Genomic DNA, 23,437 nt, shown 5'->3' with positions numbered 1-23,437 from the left:
GGTTATTATTATGTAAAATACAGTCATCTTATCAAGATTGACGATATTTTGATGCAGGATATACACCTAAGATAATACACTCTTCCGAGTAAAATTGTAATTCATTAATTGCACGCTTTAAAGCAGGTTGATCTATATGTCCATCGACATCAACCAAAAACTTCGTAGCAATAAAATTGCCATCAGCCATACAACTTTCAAGGCGGGTCATGTTGATATTATTGGTTGCAAAGCCTCCCAAAGCTTTATAAAGAGCGGCTGGAATATTTTTCGTTTTAAATAACAATGTTGTTACGATATGATTTTCGTTGGTGGGGGGGATCTCGCGATCTTTGGCAACGATATAAAATCGTGTGGTGTTATAAGATTCATCTTCGACATTATGACGTAAAACGTCTAATCCGTTTAGGTCTGCTGCTAAGGAGGATGCTATGGCTGCGTCTTCTTTGCTGTTAAGTTTAGCAATAATTTCAGCCGAGCCAGCCGTATCAAATTCAACAATAGGCTCAACCTGTAAAGATTGAATTAATCCTGCAACTTGCCCCATTGCTACGGGATGGGTGTGAATTCGTTTAATATCAGAGATTTGTGTACCTTTAATGCCTAATAAACAATGTTCAACACGTTGAAAATGTTCCCCGACAATAAACAACCCTGAAGAGGGAAGCAGCGTATGAATATCAGGAACGCGCCCTACTAAATTATTTTCGCAGGGTAACATGGCTTGATTGGCACGTCCCATTTGTACTGCTTTAATTGCTGTATAAAAGTCTTCACAAGGTAAAGTTATCCAGCCAGGGCGTGCTAAACGACAGGCCAAATCCGAATAGGCACCAGGTCTTCCTTGAAAAGCAATGATTTTAGCAGATGTCATTTTTAATATTCTCTTTTATTATTGTTCTTACATTATCAAGGTCCTGTGGGGTATCAACCCCCAAAGGTGCATGCGAAATTGTTGCGCACCCAATTGTCATACCTGCTTCTAAGGCTCGTAACTGTTCTAATTTTTCACGCTGTTCCAATGGTGATGCAGGTAAGGTAATAAATTGTTTCAATGCTGTTTTGCGATAAGCATAAATGCCCACGTGATGCCATAATATTCCTTCCCCCCACGGAATGGGTGATCGAGAAAAATAAAGCGCTTTGGCAAGTGTAGTAGAATCTTTATAAAAACTACAAGCGACCTTAACAACAGAAGAAGCATTTTTTTCTTGCTCTGATTGTATAGGGGCAATCAAAGTTGCGATGTCAACGGTGGGATTGTTTAAAGGTAACAAAGATTGAAGAATATCTTGGGGACTGATCAAAGGCAAATCCCCTTGTAAATTAATGATGGTTTCGTATTCTTCGTGGTTATCAAGTTGGCATAAGGCATCATAAACACGATCTGATCCAGAAGGCAATTTGGGATTGGTATCTATAGCCTCCCCCCCAACGCTACGAATAACTGCTGATATTTCAGGATCACCAGAAGCCACAATTACTCGACCGATATTGGCCTTTTGTGCTTGTTCCATGACCCTTACAATCATGGCTTTTCCATTGATATCAGCCAAGGGTTTATTTGGCAGACGAACAGAGGCAAGACGAGCTGGAATAATAATTAACGCATTCATCAGATCAAGGTCTCAAAAAATTAAGTCTGTTGTTATCTTTATCTTGTATAGCTGATAACGTGCCTTTATTCTATAAACAAGTGCGGATTGTATAGATCATTTTAATTTATGAAGAAAATTATTCAAAATGGACAGTTTTGATTGGAATCGATTACTCGCTGCTTGTGTATTTTCTGCCAGTGTTTTTGCCAGCGCATGGGGTATAGGATATTTATTGATCAAAGATACAACACCTATAAAATCAGCGTTATTTTTAGATAATGATGACAAGAAAATTAATCTTGCAAGTGCAAATATTTCCAAAGGTAAGCAAATAGCGGCTAATCAATGCGGTCTATGTCATAGTTTTAATAAAGATGATTCCCATAAAATCGGTCCCTATTTATATGATATTATGGACCGTCACATTGCATCGGTTCAAGGATTTAATTATTCCCAAAGTTTAAAAAAACATCGTAAAGAACAATGGGACATTCAAAATTTAAATCAATGGTTAATTCGTCCATCTGCTTTTGCCTCGGATACAAATATGGCCTATCCTGGAATGCCGTCAAAACAGGATCGTATCGATTTAATTGCTTATTTAAAAACGCTTTCATCAAATCATCAAGACAAGGAAATATTATCTATTCAATATGACCCAGCGAAATCCCCTGATATTCAACGTGTTACAAATTTGTCGGAGAAATCAAAAACGACTCAAATCTCTGAAAAAAATATTGTGACAGGAAAACAAAATTTCGAACATTTTTGTGCTGTATGTCATAGTGTTAAACCAAATGGGACACACGGTCTGGGGCCTAATTTGTACGATATAGTTGATAAACCAATTGCGTCCAAAGGGAATTATACTTATTCTAAGGCCCTAAAAGCAAAGCAAGGTGATTGGACAGAAAGTAGTTTAGATCAATGGTTAGAAAATCCAGAGAAATGGGCGCCAGGAAATAAAATGATTTACAATGGCATAGCATCCCTCGCAGTCAGAAAAGAGATTATATTGTATTTACGTTCTCTTTCCCCACAGGAAAATCATTAAATATTATGACTAAACTTCAATTAGATTCTTTCTTACAAATTGCCCAAGAAGCGGTTCAAGAAGCAGGTAAGGTCATTCGTCCTTATTTTCGTCAATCTATAACGACTGACATAAAATCAGATGATTCGCCTGTTACTCAGGCTGATCGTGAATCTGAACAAGTAATTCGAAAAATCTTACAACGTGAAACACCTGATTTTGGAATTATTGGGGAAGAATATGGCAGTAGCAATAAAACACAGTCAAAATACCAATGGGTGATTGATCCAATTGATGGAACACGAGCTTTTATCACAGGGCGTCCCTTGTTTGGGGTGTTGATTGCGTTGTTATATGAAGGCAGGCCCGTTTTAGGAATCATTGATCAACCAATGACCAAAGAACGTTGGATAGGTGTCGAAGGGCAACCCTCTCAATTCATTTCGGAATTGGGTGGGAAAATTGGAACCAGAGCATGTCCAGAATTACGTTTTGCTGAGGCGTCTTGTACCGCGCCAGAAATCTTAAATGAAGCCCCCAATCCAAAATGGGTGCGGGTATGTGATAAAGTTAAAAGAATGACTTGGGGGGGCGACTGTTATGCCTATGGTCTGTTGGCATTGGGTCAAATTGATTTAATAATTGAACATGGCAACCAAATATGGGATTGGGCAGCTTTGGTTCCTATTATAGAGGGTGCAGGTGGCAGTATTACCGACTGGCAAGGCAATCCATTGAATTTAAGTAGCAATGAAACTGTTTTGGCTCTTGGTGACATCAGCTTAAAACAACAGGTCATTGAGTTATTAAATGATGATATTTAAATATTTTAGTTAAGGAAAATATAATGGCTTCTAATCTATCTTTACCCAAGGACAAAATTCGTATCTTGTTGTTGGAGGGGGTTCACCAAAGTGCTGTTGATTTATTAAAACAACACGGATACACAAACATTACCCATTTAAAAACCGCTTTGGAAGGGGATGCTTTAAAAGAAGCAATCAAAGGGGTTCATCTGGTTGGAATTCGTTCACGCACGCATATTACTGAAGAAGTATTGGATGCTGCAGATAAGTTAATAGCCATTGGATGTTTTTGTATTGGCACCAATCAGGTAGATCTAGAAGCAGCCAGAAATCGTGGTATTCCAGTATTTAATGCACCGTTCAGTAATACACGTTCTGTTGCTGAATTGGTGATGGGTGAGATTGTAATGTTATTGCGTCGTATTTTCACCCGTTCAGAAGAATGCCATAAAGGGTTATGGGATAAAAGCAGCGATAATAGCTGGGAAGTAAGAGGTAAAACACTGGGTATTGTTGGATATGGTTCGATTGGATCACAGCTGTCTATCTTGGCGGAAGCTTTTGGATTACAGGTCATCTACTATGACGTGGTTGATAAATTATCCCATGGCAACGCAAAACCTGTTGGATCTTTGGCTGAATTGCTACAGCAAAGTGATATTGTCAGTTTACACGTCCCTCATTTAGACAGTACGGTAAATTTAATTGGTGAAAAAGAAATTGCCATGATGAAGCCAGGGTCTTTTTTAATTAATAATGCACGGGGCCAGGTCGTGGACATTGATGCCCTAGCAGCAGCACTGAAAAGCAAGCACTTATTGGGTGCTGCCATTGATGTTTTTCCCAAAGAACCCAAAGTAAAAGGGGAAGAATTTATCTCCCCCCTACGAGGTTTAGATAATGTTATTTTATCCCCTCATATTGGTGGATCAACGATTGAGGCCCAAGAGCGTATTGGGCGTGAAGTTAGTAATAAATTTGTAGAATATTCTGATATCGGTTCAACTTTAAGTTCTGTTAACTTTCCTGAGGTACAATTACCTATTCGTCTCAGAGGCACACGCTATATGCACGTACATGAAAATGTGCCAGGAATTATGCAGAAAATTAACAATATATTTACACAGGCAAATGCCAATATATCTGCACAATATCTACAAACTGACGGTGAAGTTGGATATGTTGTGATCGAAGCAACCACTGAAGGCAATCATGATATTGAAATTTTGCGTTCTTTACGTGCATTAGACGGCACTATCCGTGCACGTATCCTATACCGCCCTACAGATAAATAATCTTAAGTCCAGAGAACTGTGGAAAGACGTTTCATCCACAGTTCTTACAACCAGCTTACAAAAATATTTTATTGAATACTCGCTATAAATAACTAATACTTCGGTCTTGCTGAAATCTGAATATGGATTATGCTATTTATTTTGAAATAAAAACATTATTTTATACCAAATTATATAGTGTAAAGCAGGATTATTTAAAATGACAATTACCAGAGTATCAACCTTTTCATTTTCTGGTATTGATCCTGTATGTGTAGAAGTCCAAGTCCAGATTACACGTGGTTTGCCAGCATTTATCATGGTTGGGCTGGCAGATAAAGCTGTAACAGAATCTCGCGAACGAGTCAGGGCAGCATTAATTTCCATGGGCATTGCAATGCCACCAAAACGCATCTTAATTAATTTGGCCCCAGCCGATATTGTAAAAGAAGGCACACATTACGATTTACCAATTGCATTGGGAATTTTATGTGCCATGGATATTATCCCCCAAGAAGAACTGCTGCATTATGCAGCTGTTGGTGAGTTATCGTTGGACGGACAACTAAGTCCCGTTAATAATGTTATATCGGCATCAATTGGTGCAGCAAGCGAAGACAAAGGTTTAATTTGCCCACAAGCCCAAGGTGGGGAAGCATTATTGGGTGGGGACATCAGTATTCTGGCGCCACCAGATCTATTATCACTGATGCAGCATTTTTTAGGTAGACAGATTTTATCTCAACCTCAATTTACACCACTACCTACCCTGCAATCAGAACCTGACTTGAATGAAATCAAAGGGATGGAATCTGCAAAACGTGCGTTAGAGATCGCTGCGGCGGGGGGACATTCAATGTTAATGATTGGACCGCCTGGGGCTGGTAAATCCATGTTGGCGGCGCGCCTACCCAGTTTGTTACCTAATTTGACGTCTCAGCAATCTTTAGAAGTTACCCGTATTTATAGTTCGGCAGGTTTATTGTTAAATTCTGCCCCTGTTATAAGACCCCCTTTTCGCAGTCCGCATCATTCTGCTAGTCAGGTTGCGTTAACAGGTGGTGGGGCTAAGGTCAAACCTGGTGAAATTAGTTTGGCGCATCAAGGCGTATTATTTTTAGATGAGTTACCAGAATTTTCCAGACATGCGTTAGAAGCATTAAGGCAACCTCTTGAAACAGGGGATATTTCGATTGCTAGGGCCACCTCGCACGTGACCTACCCTGCCCGTTTTCAATTTATTGCGGCGATGAATCCGTGTCGTTGTGGGTATATGGGGGATACAGAACGTGAATGTCATCGTGTTCCAAAGTGTAAAGAAGAATACACACGCAAGATTTCTGGCCCTTTGTTAGATCGAATTGATTTAATTACAACAATTGAACAAATCAGTCCCAAAGAGATGGTTTCTATGGCAACTGGCGAAAGCAGCGAGAGTGTGGCGGAACGGGTTCAATTAGCACGTGAACGTCAGTTAACCAGACAAAATATGTTAAATAATGAGATTAGCAGCCACCATATCACTTTATCCACCGAAGTTGCAGACATGGTTGAAAAAGCATCGACTCAATTACGACTATCTGCACGAGGCATGACCCGATTATTACGTGTGGCCAGAACGATTGCTGATTTAGGACATAAAGAAGATATTGATATCATAAGCATTGCCGAAGCTTTAAATTTTCGACAACGCTAATAATTTATTTTAAACAAAACATATTGAAAATGCTTGTTCCAAGTCCTTAATCAAGTCTTCACTATTTTCAAGACCAATATGAAAACGACACGCTGGCCCAGTTAAAATCTTATTGGGGAAACTGCGCCTTATTTCGCTATCAGTAGGTAGAACTAAACTCTCATATCCTCCCCATGATGCACCAATAGAGAATAAGGACAGATTTTCAATCATATTAACAACTTGTTCAGGAGTAACATAATTTTTAAACACAACACCAAAAATACTGCTAGCCCCAAAAAAATCTCGCTTCCACAAATCATGTCCATAACAGCTGGGTAATGCGGGATGTAATACACGTTCTGTTTGGGGCTGTTGTGCAAACCATTGTGCGATCTTTAAACCAGATATCGATTGTTGTTCTAGACGTGCGCTAAGGGTTCTTAACCCTCTTAATGTCAGCCAACAAGCATCTGGTCCTGGAACCTCACCCAATGCAATGATTGTATTTCTTAGAATTTTCCAATCAGTTTCATTATTGACAGTAATTGCCCCTAAGACAAGGTCTGAATGGCCATTGGCGTATTTTGTCAATGCTTGGACAGATACATCAACACCATGATCAAAAGGTTTGAAAATTCCAATTCCCCATGTATTGTCTAAAATTAATTTTGCCTTGTATTCATGTGCCAACTCTGCCAAAGCACCAATATCTTGAATTTCGAATGTATGGCTGCCAGGACTCTCTGTAAAAATTACTTTTGTATTAGATTTTAAATAATTTCTAACCTGTTCGGTTGAAATATCGGCAGGATAATAGGAAACCTCTACCCCAAAGCGTTTCATAACAGTTTCAGCAAAACGTCGAGTGGGACCGTAAATACTATCAATAATTAGACAATGATCCCCAGCTGAAAGATAGGCTAACAAAGGAATAGTACATGCTGATAATCCTGAGGAAACAACATGACTGTGCATTCCCCCTTCAATTAATGCCATGACTTGTTCTAAATCATGTTGGTTTGGTGATCCCATAGCACCATATAATGTTACGTGATCATAAGTATATTGTCCAGCATCACGCATGGCTGACATAGAAGGATATACAACCGTAGAACCACGATGTAGAGGATTATTGACAAAGCTTCCATCAAGTGGCAACGGTTTTGCATGACGGGCGGCAGTAACCAACAAGGTTGATAATGCTTTCCATCCACGGGAAACTGCATGTTCTTGGGCAGATGATGTTGCCATGTGATATATCCTTATCGTTTTTAAATAATATTGCGGTCAGTATATCTGATTTCACCAGTCTTTATAGTTTTGATATAAATAATAAAAAAATTAAACAAGCACCTTTTTTCTCTCACTAAATCAATATATCTATAATGATCTAGGAGAAAGAAAATGGATAGACGCATCATCTTATATATTTTGCTTGCAGCAATTACGTATGGTTGTTGGTTAATTTTACGCCCTCTTTTTTCTTCTATTTTATGGGCTGGTATTATCAGTTTTGCCACATGGCCAATGTATGTTTTTTTACGCAAATACGTGGGAAAAGTTTTTGCCTCGTTGCTAATGACTATTTTTTGTTCATTATGCGTGGTCATGCCAATCATTATTTTAACTTCTGCCATTATTGATGATGCCCCTAAAGTTCTGAAAATGATTTCATCTGCGACAGCATCTATTAATTTTGTATCTCCACCTAATTGGGTTCAACATGTCCCTGTTATTAACAAATATTTAATTAAAACTTGGGAACAAGGGGCTGAACATCTGCTTAGTATCGGTGATAGTTTAAGACCATATCTATACGATATAACCCGAGCTTCTTTGTCCATGTTCTTGCAAACTGTTGGTGGATTTTTACAATTCGTTTTTGCTTTATTTATATCGTTTTTCTTTTGGTTAAGTGGTGATTATTTAGGAGAGGTTTTACTGGCAGTTGTTTATAAAGTTGCAGGTCCATCTTCAAAGAAATTGGTCGAGATGACGAATAAAACAATTTTGGGAACAGTTTATGGAATAATAGGAACTGCTTTGCTACAAGGAATATTAACGGGATGTGGTCTAGCGTTATTTTCCATACCCGAGCCAGTTTTGTTAGGTGGGATTGCTGCGTTTTTATCTTTATTCCCTATTGGTGCCCCTGTAGTATGGATTCCCGCGGTGATTTGGTTAATCGTAAATCATCATATTTTATCTGGTATTTTATTATTATTATATGGGATAGTTTTTATTTCTGGTGTCGAGCATATTATCAGGCCTATGTTTGTTTCATCAGGAAATAAGTTGCCGTACTTGTTGAGTGTCTTAGGGATCTTGGGTGGGGTATTGGCTTTTGGAGGGTTAGGCATTTTCCTTGGTCCCGTTTTATTAGGGTTAGGATATAGTTTGACAATGGAATTTTCCACTGCCAATGAGGTATCAAAATAAAATTAAACCTTGCTGTAAGGAATAGCTAATTGTTAATCTATACTATTTATTAGACAATTGATAGTAAACAGAATACATATTTAATGTTCTTATATTTTCTTGTTCTTTTAAACAGGTTTATAGTTTTGTCCCAGTCCAATTCTGATCTTTTAAATCCAAATCAACCTGACTTTAATCATTTCAAAGTAATCAGTTGGAATTTATTAAGAAAAGTAGGTGCAACACCTTACGATGTTGCCTATTTGGTAAATACACATCAACCTGATCTGTTATTAATGCAAGAGGCAACAGAGGAGATGAACATCATCCCCCAATTACTTGGTGGATACTATAGTCGTTTTCCTTTACCAGGCCGTATTCATGGGGTTGCGTGTTGGAGCCCCTATCCTTTTAATGCTCCACCCTCAACTTGTGTTTTGCCAAAAGGGGCGTTAATTCGACGGGTGGCCCAATTAATAGATTATGGAAAATTTTGGATTGCTAATGTCCATTTGTCGCATGGTCAGATTTTAAATCGCCGTCAATTACAAGTAATTTCAGATTTTTTGCCTGATCATGCTGCTGTTTTGGGGGATTATAATTTGGTTGGTCCCGTTTTATTATCAGGTTTTGAAGATGTTGGACCACGGGAACCAACTCATAAAATGATTAATTTATTTCCCATTCGATTGGATCGATGCCTGGTTCGTGGAATGGAATGTATTGATAAACAAGTTCTTTCTCGCTCATCTTCTGATCATTGTCCTATTATGGTAACCTTGCGTCCTCATGATTTATAAGTAAGGTAGTAATAGGCGTGTTGTTGAATCTCTGAATTTTTTAAACACTGATCGATGATGAAGGTCATCCAAAGTTAGTAATGTATGACGATGTGTACATATAAAGTCATCCAAATCTTCAGCAAATTCTTTATGATAAATTTCCATATTAACTTCGAAATTTAATCGTAAACTACGCATATCAACATTTGAACTTCCTACAAACGACCACATACGGTCAATGACCATCAATTTCGAATGATTAAATGGCGGTTTTGCCAACCATATGTTGCACCCATATTGTAAAGGTAGAATATTATTAATGTTTCTGGCCCAATCAACCAAACGTTGGTTACTTTTCTGAGGAATAATAATTTCAACGTTTACCCCCCTTACAGCAGCCAAACATAATAATGATAAAAAACGATCGTCAGGTAAAAAGTAAGGGGTCATGATTCTGATCGAGTTTCTAGCCAAACTGATCGCTTGCATCATCGTATATTTGATTTTTTCCATATCTGAATCAGGACCTGCTGTGATAATACGACAGATCATGTTGCCTTCAACGGTTGTTTTAGGAAAAAATTTTTTCTTATTTAAATCTTCAGTTGTGATGAAAAACCAGTCTTGTAAGAAAGCTTCAGTTAATTCGTGAACAATTGCCCCTTTTATCTGAAAATGTGTATCTGAAACAGGATGTTTGGGATTCGTAGAGAGCTTATTTTCATTAGCTATATTTAACCCGCCAATAAATCCCACCTTACCGTCAACAATCAGTATTTTTTTATGGGTGCGAAGATTAATAAAGGGCATTTTCCAAGGCCAAAAGGAATGCATAAATCGATCAATTAACACGCCGTTTTTTTTTAAATATTTTGCTATGGGACAATAAAAATATCCACTTCCTATTCCATCAACTAATACCCTTACGGTTGCCCCTCTTTGTTGCGCTGCTATCAACGCATCGGCAAATTCCCTGCCTGTTTCATCACTTTTTAAAATATATGTTGAGAGAAAAACGCAAACTTGAGCAGAATTTATAGCAGCCAGCATTGCGGGATATGCTTGATCCCCATTATAAAAAGTATCGACTTTGTTGCCAATTAATAATGGTCTTTGGGTGAACCCTTCTACAACTTTTGCTAGCGGATAAAAATGACCTTTAATATAGTATTTGGTCATATTATCGATTGAATGGTTATGCCAAGGTTGTGTGCTAACTAGTTTTTGGGCACGTCTAACAACACGGTTTACTCCAAACATTGTATAGAGGATAAAGCCTGTTATAGGCATAATCCAGGTAAAGCCAATCCACCCAATGGCTGATCTCGTATCTCTAACATGACGAAGAACATGAATTGTAACAACGATTAATAATACAAAACGTAAAACTGCTAAAAACCAGTCTTGTTCGAAATCTGTTAAGAAAAGATACGTATAGAACGCACTCATGAGGAAAACTTTCTATATGGAATATAAATTTAGTTACAATTATGATATATTTAATAGAATAGAAACAATATCTAATAAATCATAGAATATTTACATGATAAAAAATAATAAAAAAACAGGGCATGTTGCCTATATCAGGGGAAAATTAGCAGAAGAAATTGCTGAAATTTATTTAATCAAAAAAAACTGGCAAATTTTACAACGCCGTTTTCGTTGCCCATTAGGGGAAATTGATTTAATTGCTCGTAAAAACGACTGGTTATTATTTATCGAAGTTAAATCAAGAAAAAGTATGAAAGACGCACTGTTGGCACTAAGCGCCAAACAGCAAAGAAGGCTTGCAAATGCTGCATCTTACTATTTAGATTTTTTTATGGAAAGTAATTTCAATAATATTCGATTTGATCTTATTGCAATTGATGAACTAGAACAAATCGAACATATCAAAAATATAACTACGCTTTAAAATTAGCTGCGATGGCGACGTTTGGTTGATTTTTTATGTGCTGAAACGTTGTAAACTGCACTTTTGACAGAGACTTTACTTTTTGCTTTATGATTATATGAAACATTTCTTACCAGCTTAGAAGATTTTCTTTTAGAAGCTTTGTAAGACACGGTTCTAACATTTGAACGGGCTGAAGAAACATGTTTGACTCTGTGATAAACAACTGGTTTAGCAGTTAAAGATTCAAAAGTAAGTTTGGCAGCTTCATTTTCTGTAACTATATGTTGGGCTTTGCCAGAAGAAGGTGTTAAAGAAATAAGTGCAACGGCACCAAAAAGGACACAAACTGTTTTTTTGAGATGTCTAACCATTTTATTCTCTCTGAACGATAACTGCTTACAACTGAATATTTCAGCCAAGGTATCGTATAAACGTTCTCTTGAACATATCATACAAGGGAAAAAAATTAATAAATTTAAATTTTTCCCGTTGTGTTGTTTAAAAGTTACAAATTATTTGCAAGCAATATTATTTTTTTTCATTAATTCTGCTAATTCACCAGAGGCAAACATCTCTCTAACGATGTCACAACCACCAACAAGTTCACCTTTAACGTAAAGTTGGGGGAATGTAGGCCAGTTAGAAAATTCTTTTAACCCCTGACGCAAACCATCATCTTCCAAAATATTTACATCTTTAAAAGAAACACCAAGGTCAGAGAGAATGTGCACAACCTTAGCTGAAAATCCGCAACTTGGGAAATCAGCAGTGCCTTTCATGAATAAAACAACAGGATTGGAATTGATTTCTTGTTTTATAGTTTCAAAAGCTGGGTTACTCATTTTTTAAATCCTATACTATTATAATTAGGGGGTCGAAGGGGCAGAAGTCTGTAAGGCAAGCGCATGAAGATCTTGTTGAAGATAATCCCCAAGAGCTTTGTATATAAGTTGATGTTGTTGAACTTTGCTTAGCCCAATAAATTCTTTTGCGGATACTTTGCAATAAAAATGTCTGCCATCGTTTTTTAACGCACCAACATCAATATCAGCATCTGGAAATGCCTCTTTTAGTCGGTTTTCAATTTCTGATACGTTCATGATTATACTTTCATTAGATTTTCAAAGAAGCTTTTAGAAGCTGCCTTCATTCTAGCAATCGTAATGGTTGCACCAGAAGGCATGACAAGTGCATCACCTCCTGTACATCCAATTTCTCTAGCTGGGATTTTGTGTGTTTTGGCTGCTTTTATTAGTGCATCTTTGTCAGAGGTCATTATAACATATCGAGCTTGATCTTCACCAAACCAATAGGCTTCGGGACGAATACCACTTTGTGGGACATCTAATGTACATCCTACATTGCCAGACATCGCCATTTCAGCGATGGCAACTAATAATCCACCATCAGAAATATCATGACATGCTTGAACCAGACCGTCACGAATTGCTTGACGGACAAAGTCACCATTGTGACGTTCAGCTTGCAAATCAATAGCTGGGGGATGACCAGTTTCCTTGCCTAATATCTCCCTTAACCAAAGGCTTTGCCCCAATTCCCCTTTGGTTGTACCAATAACAACCAAATCAAAATCAGGCAATAATGCATGTCCAACGGCTTTGGAAATATCGTCTATAACCCCTAACCCGCCAATGGCAGGTGTTGGTAATACTGAAACATTCTCGCCCTCGGCGTTGCGGGTTTCATTATACAAAGAAACGTTACCACTGACGACGGGGAAATTCAGAGCATTACAGGCATCCTTCATTCCATCAATGGCTGAAACGATTTGTCCCATAACCTCTGGTTTTTCGGGATTGCCAAAATTCAAATTGTCCGTAACTGCTAGGGGTTTTGCACCTGTTGCTGTAATATTGCGCCATGCCTCAGCCACCGCTTGAGCTCCCCCCTGATATGCATCAGCAGCACAATAACGAGGGGTACAGTCTGTTGTTAAAGCCAATCCAAGTTGGGTGCCATCAACACGAATCAATGCAGCATCAGCTTGACCTGGGCGATACATCGTCTGTCCACCAATGGTGCTGTCATATTGATCCCAAATCCAAGAGCGAGAGGCAAGATCAGCACATCCCAGTAACTTGATAAGAGATTGTTCAATGCTGATATCAATATCTAACTGTCCCAAAGGTTGAGGTTTGGGATAAGGTGCAGTGGGACGATGGTACAAAGGGGCTTCATCTGCCAATGGTTTTAAAGGAATATCTGCTTCAGTAATTCCATTATGTTTAATAACGATATTACCCGTATCAGTGAGGTGACCGATAATTGCGAAATCCAATTCCCATTTGTTAAAGATTTCTTTGGCCAATTCAGTACGATCTGGACGTAAAACCATTAACATTCGTTCTTGGCTTTCTGACAACATCATTTCATAAGCCGTCATCTGTGTTTCACGTTGTGGGACGTGGTCCAGATTCAACTCAATACCAACGCCACCCTTGCCTGCCATTTCAACGGCAGAGGACGTTAAACCAGCCGCCCCCATATCCTGAATGGCAATAATGGCATCTGTCGCCATCAGCTCTAAACACGCTTCGATTAACAGTTTTTCAACAAATGGATCACCAACTTGTACTGTTGGTCTTTTGGAGGCCGCGTCTTCATCAAACTCTGCAGATGCCATCGTTGCGCCGTGAATACCATCACGACCCGTTTTTGAACCAACGTAAATAACAGGATTGCCGACCCCTGCTGCTGCGGACAAGAAAATACGATCCTGTCTTGCAATCCCCACAGTCATAGCATTAACCAAGGGATTGCCATTGTAACTTTCGTGAAAGTTTACTTCACCGCCAACAGTCGGAACACCGACGCAATTTCCGTATCCACCAATACCTTTTACAACACCGTCTACAATATGACGGGTGGCAGGATGACTTGGACTACCAAAACGAAGGGCATTTAAGTTGGCAACAGGTCGCGCACCCATTGTAAAAACGTCGCGTAAAATGCCCCCAACCCCTGTTGCTGCACCTTGATAAGGTTCAATAAAAGAAGGATGGTTGTGACTTTCCATTTTAAAGATAGCAGCCAGACCTTGTCCAATATCAACTACGCCTGCATTTTCACCTGGGCCATGAATAACCCATGGTGCTGTGGTTGGCAGATTGCGCAACCATGCGCGTGACGATTTATAAGAACAATGTTCAGACCACATAACAGAGAATATACCCAATTCTGTAAGGCTTGGTGTACGTCCCATGATAGTTAAAACTTTGGAATATTCATCTTTGGAAAGTCCAAATTCTTTCCCTAGTTCCTCATTTACCGTAAGCTGTTTTGCTTTACTCATCGAGTTAGTGTCTCCATTATTCCTTGGAAAAGAGGTTTTCCATCCTCACTACCCATTAAGGGATCAACCATATCTTCTGGATGGGGCATCATACCGCAGATACGCCCGGTTTCATTAATAATACCCGCTATGGCATTAATGCTTCCGTTGGGATTGGATTGGGTATCTACTGGGTTAATTTCACCTTGGGGGGAACTGTAACGAAAGACAACCTGCCCTTCGCTTTCAATACGTTTTAGGCTCTCGGCATCACAAAAATAATTGCCATCCCCGTGCGCGGTTGCTGTTTTAAAGACATCGCCTTGTTTCCACCCACAGGTAAAAGCAGTATCGTTTCTTTCAATTCGCAAGTGGCAATCTCTGGATAAAAACCTTAAGCTGGCGTTAGGCAACAAGGCTCCTGGTAATAATCCAGCCTCGGTTAAAATTTGAAATCCATTACAGACCCCAAGGATATATCCACCTTTTTGAGCAAAATGTTTGATTTCATTCATAATGGGTGAATGGGCAGCCATTGCACCACATCGTAAATAATCCCCATAACTAAACCCACCAGGCAGGACAACCATATCTAATTGAGGCAATGTCGTTTCGCGGTGCCAAATAACTGTCGGTGTTACCCCAGTTACCCGTTCAAAGGCGATAACCATATCTCGTTCGCGGTTGGTACCTGGAAAAACAACGATACCTATTTTCATTATTTTTTCTCACCTTTTGCAGAAGGTTGGCATGGATATGCATCATGTAGTGCTGTAAAAACAGCCCCACCTGCATTTTGAGAAAGCTTAGCAGGATTATTTGACATCCATGTAACAACTTTCTCTCTCATTTCCGCACCTTTGACAGAGGGTGCAATACAAAATCCGGCGGGTGCATTGGCGTCACCTTGATTTTTTGCGAACATCTTGGAATATGCAACAGAGTCCGCAATCCCACTGATATAAGCGTCACATGTTTTTAATGATTTAGGATTTTTACATAATTGCAAAAAGTTACTGGCTGGTAATGGGGTAATTCTTTGTGCAGATGCGTGCTGGGATAAAGAAAACGCTGCAACGGCAAAGCCAGACAACATACAAATTATCTTTTTATTCATGCCATTACCTCAATTTCGAAATCTTCAATAACGCCGTTTGCTAGTAACTGTTTTGCCATTTCGGCAGCTCTTGCTTTGGCTTGATCTGGTGATGTTTCTTGAACTTCCAAGTCAATAACACGACCAACACGAACCCCTTGGACTTCTTGGAAAGAAAGATTATGTAAAGCGTGATTAATTGCTTTGCCTTGGGGATCTAAAACCCCTTGCTTTAACATAATGATTAAACGAACTTTCATTTAGATATTCTCCGCGTCTTTGCCTTTTACGACTTCAAGATGAGTTTCAGGTATAATTTTTAAACGGCGTGCAACCTCTTGGTATGCTTCCTCCACTTTGCCCAGATCCCGGCGGAAGCGATCTTTATCCAGCTTCTCGCCACTTTCGATATCCCAAAAACGACAATTATCAGGAGAGATTTCATCAGCCAACACGATGTGGGATTCGTCGTCTTTCCAATATCGGCCAAATTCCAGTTTAAAGTCGATCAGTTTAATACCTACCCCTAATAATAATCCACTGAGAAAATCGTTAATACGCAACGTGTATCCAACAATTTCGTCCATTTCTTGAATAGTTGCCCAATTAAAGGCTGTAATGTAATCTTCCAATACTAGTGGATCATTTAAATCATCATTTTTTAAATAATATTCCACCAAAGGACGGGGTAATCGCATCCCCTCTTGCAATCCTAGGCGTTTAACGATACTGCCTGCGGCAACATTGCGTACCACAACTTCTAATGGAATAATTTCAACGGATTTGACCAATTGTTCACGCATATTTAGACGGCGAATAAAATGTGTTGGAATACCAATATCGCCAATTTGGGTCATTAAATATTCGCTGATACGATTATTTAAAACACCTTTGCCTGTAATAGTGCCTTTTTTAGCACCATTTCCTGCGGTTGCATCATCTTTAAAATATTGAACAATAGTTCCAGGTTCGGGACCCTCATAGAGGATCTTTGCCTTACCTTCATAAATTTGTCGACGGCGGGTCATACACGTCCTTTATTGTCGTAAATGGTTGAGTATTAACCATCAATTATAGATGTATTATAAATAATGGTTAATAACCTGTTATATAATATTGACAGAAATAGCCTGATTTACAAGCTATTGCATCAGAAAATTACGGGTTAGATTTTGGTCCGACTTCACCAAAAACATTTTGATAAATATAATCCAGATTTCGGACATGCATGCTGCCATCCATGGCGTTATCTAATACAGATGCATCAATATGCCCCATAATTTCTGGATCTTTTTCCAAGTTTTCTCTGAAGCTTTTTCCCTCTGGTTTACCTAATTTTGTCCATGTTTCCATTGCTGAACGTTGTACAATTCTATAAGCAGCCTCTCTGGACAATCCTGCACGGGCCAATGCCAATAAAACTTCACCAGAATGAACCACGCCACCTAAACTTTCCAAATTTGCCTGCATACGGTCAGGATATACGACCAGTTTTTCCATAACGCTGGCTAATCTGTTCAAAGCAAAATCAAGGGTAATAGTACCATCAGGGCAAATCATTCGTTCAACAGAAGAATGGCTAATATCTCTTTCATGCCAAAGGGCGACATTTTCAAGGGCTGGCACAACGTGGGAGCGAACAATACGGGCCAAACCTGTTAAATTTTCGGTCAATACAGGATTACGTTTGTGAGGCATCGCCGAAGACCCTTTTTGATCAGGGTGAAAATATTCTTCTGCTTCGCGGACCTCAGAACGTTGTAAATGTCTAATTTCAATGGCTAGTCGTTCGATAGAGCTGGCGATCACCCCCAAGGTTGCAAAGAAAGCTGCATGGCGATCACGGGGAATAACCTGAGTAGAAACAGGCTCCGCACTTAATCCTAATTTCTCAGCAACATATGCTTCTATTCTTGGGTCTATGTGAGCATAAGTTCCAACTGCACCTGAAATGGCACATGTAGCAATCTCTGCGCGGGCTTGTAATAAACGATTCTTGTTACGGTTAAATTCAGCATAATACCCAGCAAGCTTTAATCCAAAGGTCACTGGCTCTGCATGAATGGCGTGGCTGCGACCAATAGTCATGGTATATTTGTGTTCAAAGGCTTGTTTTTTAATCGCAGCTAAAACTTTGTCGATATCTTCTAATAAAATATCCGCAGCTTGAGTTAATTGAACAGCAAGGCAGGTATCTAACACGTCAGAAGATGTCATTCCTAAATGTACAAAACGGCTATCTTCACCGATGTTTTCCGCAAGCCAGGTTAAAAAAGCAATAACATCATGTCTGACTTTGGCTTCGATAGCATCAATCTTTTCAACATCGGAAGCACCAAATTTAGCCATGGCTTTATCCCCATTCTCGCGAATGGTTTTAGCTGCCTCTTTAGGAATAAAATCGTACTTGGCCATAGCTTCACAAGCCAAAGCTTCAATTTCAAACCAAATACGATAACGATTTTCTGGCGCCCAAATGGCAGTCATTACTGGGCGACTATAACGTGGTATCATCCCCCTCGTTCCTTTCTTTTCGATAGCTTAAAAAAAGGTTATATCATAGATTTTAACTTTTTCGTCTAGCCTTTATTATAAAAATACCAAAGTAAGTTTATTAAGTTAGGTATTTTAATCATTTCCAGATGGTTATAAGCTATTTACAAATATTATTTTAGGGAATGGTTTCATAAAATCGCTTCATTTTGTTGTGATACGTAAAAAAGCAAAAGGTTTTAATTCTATTTAAAATTTCAAAATACAATAATTGATTATCAGTATAGGTACAGGGCTGTTATATTATAGTTTCAAGCCTACCAAGATTATTTTCAGGATTAATTTTAAAAATGTATGCTAGATCTTTTTTCAGCTTTACTACGATTTTAACAACATTGGCAATTTCAACAGTTGGATGCAGTCAAAGTAATCCTGTACGATCTCAACCCGTTATTCAACATACCGATGTTTCCTCAGGATCAGGGGATGAAATCAATCAAAATGATTCTGATAATGTTGGATTAAGTGCAAATGCTTCTGTACAAGACAAAGTGAATTTGTATTTACAGCTTTTACGACCCAGTGGCGGAACGGCTGCAATTTATGCACAATTTTTAACTGAAAATCCTGATTGGCCCAACCGCTCTGTTTTTTTAAAACGCATGCAAGATGCATTAATCTTAGAGACGGATAAGAAAGTTATTACCAATATTTGTCAAACTCAACCTTTAACGTCAGCAGCTGCATTATCTTTTTGCGCCCAGCAAGATAAACAAGATTCCAACTTGGTGCAAAAGGCACGTAATGCTTGGATTAATACTGTCAGCAAACCTGCTGATGAACAAGAATTATTGAAAAGTTTTAGTGAATTTTTTACAAATGCTGATCAGTGGGAACGATTTAATCGGTTAGAGGCTTATGGTTTATTATCTGCTGCGTCTAGACAAGTTCAATACCTAACGGCTGCAGAACAACGACTTGCTTTGGCAATATTAGCGTTTCGTAAGAATGTTGCTTCTGCCGAAGATCAGTTATCAGGCTTGGATAAAAAGCAGTTAAAAGACCCTGGATTAGTGTATGCAAGATTGCGTTGGTTACGATTACAAAATCGCAATGATGAAGCGTTTAAATTATGGCAAACGACCGGTTTCCAAATAGAACGCAATTCAACACAAAAGCGTTTTTGGGTTGAAAGAGATCATTTAATTCGTTCGTTTTTAACAAATGGAGATAACAAATCTGCTTATGCTTTGGCAGCGACAAACGCTTGTAATACAAATATATGCGAATACGATTCTGCTTTTTTAGCAGGGTGGATAAATTTAAGAAAATTAAACAAACCTTCAGAAGCGATTGGTCATTTTCAGACTTTGACCCATGCCAGTTCTGTATTAACAACAAGTCGAGGGTACTATTGGTTAGGACGGGCGTACCAGGCTTTGAATAAACATTCCTATGCACAGCAGGCTTGGGAACAGGCTGCACAATTACCAACGACTTTTTATGGGCAACTGGCTATTGCTGAATTGCAAGGAATAAACAAGCAAAGTGTTATTTTAAATCCAAGTCTATTATCAGCTGCTATTCAACAATATTTGGCAAATGTCCAAGAACCTGTTTGGTCAAATTCTCAAATAAAGTTGTTTAAAGATAAAGAATTAGTTCAAGCCGCCCAGATATTGGTTCAACAAAGTGATTACAATCATGCTCGTCCTTTTTTACTGGCAGTAAATAAAAATGACAACGACAATACAACACAGGCCATCAATGCCCAAGTGTCAAATGAATTGGGGTTGCCAGATGATGCTGTTGCCATTGCCAGAAATGCAGGCAGCAAAGGAATCATTTTGTTAAAAAATGGTTGGCCTCGCCCTTATACACCCCCTGCTTCAAATCTACCTAAAGGACTAGCTCTTGGCATTATGCGTCAAGAGAGCAGTTTTAATCCGTTAATTGTTAGCCCGTCTAGAGCCTATGGATTAATGCAATTACTACCTTCCACTGCTAGAGAAGTTGCAGTGCAAATTGGATTACCAGCCAAGATGGGTAATCCTGGTAATTTGGTTGTGCCACAAAATAATATGAAATTAGGTACGGCCTATCTAGAAAAATTAATGGGTCGATTTAATAATACCATACCCTATGCCGTGGCAGGTTATAATGGTGGTCCCAATCGTGTTAAACAGTGGATTATTAATAATGACCCCACAGCCAACGCTGCAAGTCAAGATGAAATAATTGATTGGATTGAACAGATTCCTTACTCTGAAACCAGAAATTATGTTCAACGTGTTATTGAAAACACTGTTATATATCAAACAGATATTTATTAACAAATGTCATTGGATTGAATAAAAGAGAATGTTTAAAAAGGACAGTCTGTATGAATATTGATATCCTTAAAAATACTTTGCAATCCCTATGTTTAGAATTTTCAAAATTATGTAATGACCGTAAACTTAAGCTGGTTACTGCCGAAAGCTGTACCGCTGGATTGATCAGTGGTTATCTTACGGACTTACCGGGTTCTTCTGCCTATATTGAAGGAGGATTCGTAACCTACTCTAATCATATGAAAGCAAAAGTCTTAGGTGTTTCAGAATATAGTTTAAATGAATTTGGTGCTGTGAGTGAGCAAGTGGCACGCGAAATGGTGCAAGGTGCTTTAAACAATGCATTAATGGCGAATATTGGGGTGGCAGTAACCGGAATTGCTGGGCCCGAAGGAGGCAGTCATCATAAACCAGTGGGATGTGTTTGGATTGCGGTTCAACGAAACAATAAGCCAGCCATTGCTAAAAAATTCATGTTCTCAGGAAACAGAGAGGCCGTAAGATTACAGACAGTGATTGAAGCTGTTAAATTATTGCAATATATAGCACAGGATTAAAAAAATCTCTTTAGTTAATAAAACTAAAGAGACTTTGCTTAGATTATTATTTCATTAAAAAATAATTAGTACTGAACAGGAGGCATGTTATTAGGATTTACACTACCTGCAACTGGTGGAGGTGGTGGAACCATCGTATTACCTGTACCTGGTGCTACAGGTTGCACTGGTCTCATTGTATTGTCGTATCTGTTTACGTCTTGTAAGCTATCACGATTTAACGTAGAGGTAGTTTGGTTTCCAGTCAAAGGAACGCGTGCACTGGGTGGCAGTGCGTTTTCAGGATTTGGAACGATTTGTTGAACTGATCCCCCCTGACCATTATTGACAGATTGAATAACTTGTAAACTACGAGCATTTAAGTCAGCAGTTGTTTGATCACCTTGAGATTGATATGCACCTTGTGCATTTCTATTATGCTTGTGTGACACTTTTTTGCTGTGACGATGCCCTTTGTAATATTTATGAGCATTTGAATGTTGCGTAGTAGCAGGAGCAGCCATAACAACATTGGGAACAGCAAAAGCAAGTGCTGCAGCAAAAAGAGATAATTTGAAAGCTGAATTCATAATCTATCCTTTTCATTTAAAATAAAAGTCAATTTTATCAGTATAAAATCGTTGTTTCAAATGTAATTATAACATTAAAAAATACAAGAGATAAATCTTATTCATCAATAATATAAATATTTTGTATTTTTTTTTTAATTGTAACATTTATGCTTTAATTTGATCAGCTGAATAGCAAAAGTCAGCTCTCTTGACAAAGGCTGAAACCATTTTTTGTACAGCTTCGTTAAATACCAATCCCATCGCCTTTTGCATAATTTTAGATTTAAATTCGAAATCAACAAAAAAATCAATAACACATCCTTTTGGATCAGGTAAAAACTGCCATTGATTGCTTAAATATTTTAAAGGCCCGCGATCATAGGTCACAATGATTTTACTGGGTTTAAATAGCTCAACACGGCTACCGAAAACTTCCTTAAACGGTCCGAACCCTACTTTTAAGTCCGCCAATAATAATTCTTTATCTTTGTAACGAATATCAGCACCCGTACACCAAGGCAGGAATTCGGGATACTGGTCAACCGCGGCAACTAAATTAAACATCTGCTCTGGCGTATGGGCGATAAAGCGTTTTTCAGCATGGGTAGGCATAAGTTAATCTCCGAAAATTTTGGGAGTACATATTAATTTGTTACAGATAAAATGCGGCGTTTATTTTTAAGTATTTCAAAGTCTGCATCAGCATGATAAGAGGAACGGGTCATTGGGGATGCACTGACTTGTAAAAAGCCTTTGGCACGTGCGATACGGGCATATTCTTCGAATATATCTGGATGGATATATGCCTTAACTGCAGCATGTTTTGGCGTTGGTTGAAGATATTGTCCTATGGTTAAAAAATCAACTTGAGCACATCGTAAGTCGTCCATAACTTGCAAGACTTCTTCTTTATTTTCACCAAGTCCAACCATTAATCCTGATTTTGTAAATACGTCGGGTTGCAATAATTTAGCTTCGTAAAGTAATTTCATAGATTGGAAATATCGTGCCCCAGGGCGAATGGTCGGATACAAACGCGGGACAGTTTCCATATTGTGATTGAATACATCAGGTTTTGCTTTACTGATGATTGGTAAAGCCCCATCTTTTCTTAAAAAATCGGGGGTCAGAATTTCAATTGTTACTGTTGGTAAAGCTTTTCTGATTGCATGAATAACATTTGAAAAATGTTGTGCCCCACCATCAGGAAGATCATCCCTATCAACAGAAGTGATAACGACGTGACGTAAGCTTAGTTGTTGAACCATCTTGGCAACGCGTTCAGGCTCTTCGTGATCGATGGGGTTTGGGCGTCCCGTTGCGACATTGCAAAATGCACATGCTCTGGTGCAAATACTGCCAAGTATCATAACGGTTGCATGACGTTGCGACCAACATTCACCAATATTAGGGCATGCTGCTTCTGTACAAACCGTATTTAGTTTATGATTTTTAACCAGATTGCTGGTTTGTTCAAAAACAGAGGACTGGCGTATTCTGGTTTTAATCCAATCAGGTTTAGGTAACGCATTTACAATATGATCATGCGATTTGGTTGGGGCATGATGCACAACAATTCTTTTAATCGACATTTATATCATCCTTGTAAATCGTCTAATTAAACTGCTT

The 23,437-nt window shown here is 38.6% G+C and carries 25 protein-coding genes; 9 read left to right on the top strand and 16 right to left on the bottom strand.

Annotation, left to right across the window (positions count from 1 at the left end; all coding sequences use genetic code 11):
* Positions 1-31 precede the first annotated feature (31 nt).
* Positions 32-874: a prephenate dehydratase gene (locus QJV27_RS02540; RefSeq protein WP_281447419.1), complete on the bottom strand. Its 843-nt coding sequence runs from the start codon at positions 872-874 to the stop codon at positions 32-34.
* Entirely contained in the window at positions 861-1,616 is a 756-nt protein-coding gene (locus QJV27_RS02535) for a 3-deoxy-manno-octulosonate cytidylyltransferase (RefSeq protein ID WP_281447418.1), read from the bottom strand. The genes QJV27_RS02540 and QJV27_RS02535 overlap by 14 nt, the downstream gene beginning before the upstream one ends.
* Before the next feature lie 127 nt (positions 1,617-1,743).
* Here QJV27_RS02535 and QJV27_RS02530 point away from each other — a divergent pair, with 127 nt between their 5' ends.
* From QJV27_RS02530 to QJV27_RS02515, 4 genes are all read left to right on the top strand, one after another.
* Positions 1,744-2,652, top strand: coding sequence for a c-type cytochrome (locus QJV27_RS02530; RefSeq protein ID WP_281447417.1), 909 nt, complete (start codon positions 1,744-1,746; stop codon positions 2,650-2,652).
* Between the two features lie 5 nt (positions 2,653-2,657).
* Positions 2,658-3,455, top strand: coding sequence for an inositol monophosphatase family protein (locus QJV27_RS02525; RefSeq protein WP_281447416.1), 798 nt, complete (start codon positions 2,658-2,660; stop codon positions 3,453-3,455).
* A 23-nt stretch (positions 3,456-3,478) separates the two neighbouring features.
* Positions 3,479-4,732 carry a phosphoglycerate dehydrogenase gene (gene serA, locus QJV27_RS02520; RefSeq protein WP_281447415.1) on the top strand — a complete coding sequence of 418 codons (1,254 nt, stop codon included), beginning with the start codon at positions 3,479-3,481 and terminating at the stop codon, positions 4,730-4,732.
* A 199-nt stretch (positions 4,733-4,931) separates the two neighbouring features.
* Positions 4,932-6,407 (top strand): YifB family Mg chelatase-like AAA ATPase, encoded by a 1,476-nt coding sequence (locus tag QJV27_RS02515; RefSeq protein WP_281447414.1) that lies wholly within the window; start codon positions 4,932-4,934, stop codon positions 6,405-6,407.
* Between the two features lie 9 nt (positions 6,408-6,416).
* On the opposite strand, the gene metC is transcribed toward QJV27_RS02515, so the two are convergent.
* Positions 6,417-7,640, bottom strand: coding sequence for a cystathionine beta-lyase (gene metC, locus QJV27_RS02510; protein WP_281447413.1), 1,224 nt, complete (start codon positions 7,638-7,640; stop codon positions 6,417-6,419).
* 153 nt (positions 7,641-7,793) lie between these two features.
* Here metC and QJV27_RS02505 point away from each other — a divergent pair, with 153 nt between their 5' ends.
* Positions 7,794-8,828 (top strand): AI-2E family transporter, encoded by a 1,035-nt coding sequence (locus QJV27_RS02505; RefSeq protein WP_281447412.1) that lies wholly within the window; start codon positions 7,794-7,796, stop codon positions 8,826-8,828.
* 125 nt (positions 8,829-8,953) lie between these two features.
* Complete coding sequence (locus tag QJV27_RS02500; RefSeq protein WP_281447411.1) at positions 8,954-9,607, top strand: endonuclease/exonuclease/phosphatase family protein; 654 nt, start codon at positions 8,954-8,956, stop codon at positions 9,605-9,607.
* Here the strand turns inward: QJV27_RS02500 and cls are convergent.
* Positions 9,602-11,038: a cardiolipin synthase gene (cls, locus tag QJV27_RS02495; RefSeq protein ID WP_281447410.1), complete on the bottom strand. Its 1,437-nt coding sequence runs from the start codon at positions 11,036-11,038 to the stop codon at positions 9,602-9,604. The genes QJV27_RS02500 and cls overlap by 6 nt on opposite strands.
* Before the next feature lie 94 nt (positions 11,039-11,132).
* Between cls and QJV27_RS02490 the strand changes: the two genes are divergently transcribed.
* On the top strand, positions 11,133-11,504 hold the full coding sequence (locus QJV27_RS02490; protein ID WP_281447409.1) for a YraN family protein: 372 nt from the start codon (positions 11,133-11,135) through the stop codon (positions 11,502-11,504).
* 2 nt (positions 11,505-11,506) lie between these two features.
* Here QJV27_RS02490 and QJV27_RS02485 read toward each other — a convergent pair whose 3' ends face one another.
* From QJV27_RS02485 to purB, 9 genes are all read right to left on the bottom strand, one after another.
* On the bottom strand, positions 11,507-11,857 hold the full coding sequence (locus QJV27_RS02485) for a hypothetical protein (RefSeq protein WP_281447408.1): 351 nt from the start codon (positions 11,855-11,857) through the stop codon (positions 11,507-11,509).
* A 141-nt stretch (positions 11,858-11,998) separates the two neighbouring features.
* Entirely contained in the window at positions 11,999-12,328 is a 330-nt protein-coding gene (grxD, locus tag QJV27_RS02480; RefSeq protein ID WP_281447407.1) for a Grx4 family monothiol glutaredoxin, read from the bottom strand.
* 24 nt (positions 12,329-12,352) lie between these two features.
* A complete protein-coding gene (locus QJV27_RS02475) occupies positions 12,353-12,586 on the bottom strand; it encodes a BolA/IbaG family iron-sulfur metabolism protein (RefSeq protein WP_281447406.1) in 234 nt (77 codons plus the stop codon).
* A gap of 2 nt (positions 12,587-12,588) precedes the next feature.
* Positions 12,589-14,799 carry a phosphoribosylformylglycinamidine synthase subunit PurL gene (purL, locus tag QJV27_RS02470; RefSeq protein WP_281447405.1) on the bottom strand — a complete coding sequence of 737 codons (2,211 nt, stop codon included), beginning with the start codon at positions 14,797-14,799 and terminating at the stop codon, positions 12,589-12,591.
* Entirely contained in the window at positions 14,796-15,497 is a 702-nt protein-coding gene (purQ, locus tag QJV27_RS02465; RefSeq protein WP_281447404.1) for a phosphoribosylformylglycinamidine synthase subunit PurQ, read from the bottom strand. Before purQ ends, purL begins: the two co-directional genes overlap by 4 nt.
* Positions 15,497-15,895, bottom strand: a complete 399-nt coding sequence (locus QJV27_RS02460; protein WP_281447403.1) for a Rap1a/Tai family immunity protein — start codon at positions 15,893-15,895, stop codon at positions 15,497-15,499. Before QJV27_RS02460 ends, purQ begins: the two co-directional genes overlap by 1 nt.
* The gene (gene purS / locus QJV27_RS02455; protein ID WP_281447402.1) at positions 15,892-16,134 is read right to left on the bottom strand and encodes a phosphoribosylformylglycinamidine synthase subunit PurS; all 243 of its coding nucleotides are present in this window, start codon (positions 16,132-16,134) and stop codon (positions 15,892-15,894) included. Before purS ends, QJV27_RS02460 begins: the two co-directional genes overlap by 4 nt.
* Positions 16,135-16,902 carry a phosphoribosylaminoimidazolesuccinocarboxamide synthase gene (gene purC / locus QJV27_RS02450; RefSeq protein WP_281447401.1) on the bottom strand — a complete coding sequence of 256 codons (768 nt, stop codon included), beginning with the start codon at positions 16,900-16,902 and terminating at the stop codon, positions 16,135-16,137.
* Positions 16,903-17,032: 130 nt separating this feature from the next.
* Positions 17,033-18,388, bottom strand: coding sequence for an adenylosuccinate lyase (gene purB / locus QJV27_RS02445; protein WP_281447400.1), 1,356 nt, complete (start codon positions 18,386-18,388; stop codon positions 17,033-17,035).
* 329 nt (positions 18,389-18,717) lie between these two features.
* Here purB and QJV27_RS02440 point away from each other — a divergent pair, with 329 nt between their 5' ends.
* A complete protein-coding gene (locus QJV27_RS02440) occupies positions 18,718-20,700 on the top strand; it encodes a lytic transglycosylase domain-containing protein (protein ID WP_281447399.1) in 1,983 nt (660 codons plus the stop codon).
* Positions 20,701-20,750: 50 nt separating this feature from the next.
* Positions 20,751-21,257: a CinA family protein gene (locus tag QJV27_RS02435; RefSeq protein ID WP_281447398.1), complete on the top strand. Its 507-nt coding sequence runs from the start codon at positions 20,751-20,753 to the stop codon at positions 21,255-21,257.
* Between the two features lie 65 nt (positions 21,258-21,322).
* Here QJV27_RS02435 and QJV27_RS02430 read toward each other — a convergent pair whose 3' ends face one another.
* The 3 genes from QJV27_RS02430 to lipA all read right to left on the bottom strand — a co-directional run bounded on the left by QJV27_RS02430 (position 21,323) and on the right by lipA (position 23,400).
* Positions 21,323-21,826 (bottom strand): hypothetical protein, encoded by a 504-nt coding sequence (locus QJV27_RS02430; RefSeq protein ID WP_281447397.1) that lies wholly within the window; start codon positions 21,824-21,826, stop codon positions 21,323-21,325.
* Positions 21,827-21,973: 147 nt separating this feature from the next.
* On the bottom strand, positions 21,974-22,420 hold the full coding sequence (locus tag QJV27_RS02425; RefSeq protein ID WP_281447396.1) for a type II toxin-antitoxin system RatA family toxin: 447 nt from the start codon (positions 22,418-22,420) through the stop codon (positions 21,974-21,976).
* A gap of 32 nt (positions 22,421-22,452) precedes the next feature.
* Positions 22,453-23,400 (bottom strand): lipoyl synthase, encoded by a 948-nt coding sequence (gene lipA / locus QJV27_RS02420; protein WP_281447395.1) that lies wholly within the window; start codon positions 23,398-23,400, stop codon positions 22,453-22,455.
* Between the last annotated feature and the right edge of the window lie 37 nt (positions 23,401-23,437).

It is taken from the genome of Commensalibacter oyaizuii, assembly GCF_029953265.1.
GTDB lineage: Bacteria > Pseudomonadota > Alphaproteobacteria > Acetobacterales > Acetobacteraceae > Commensalibacter > Commensalibacter oyaizuii.
The sequence above is the reverse complement of the archived record's forward strand: the minus strand, read 5'-3'. Positions and strand labels throughout refer to the sequence as shown.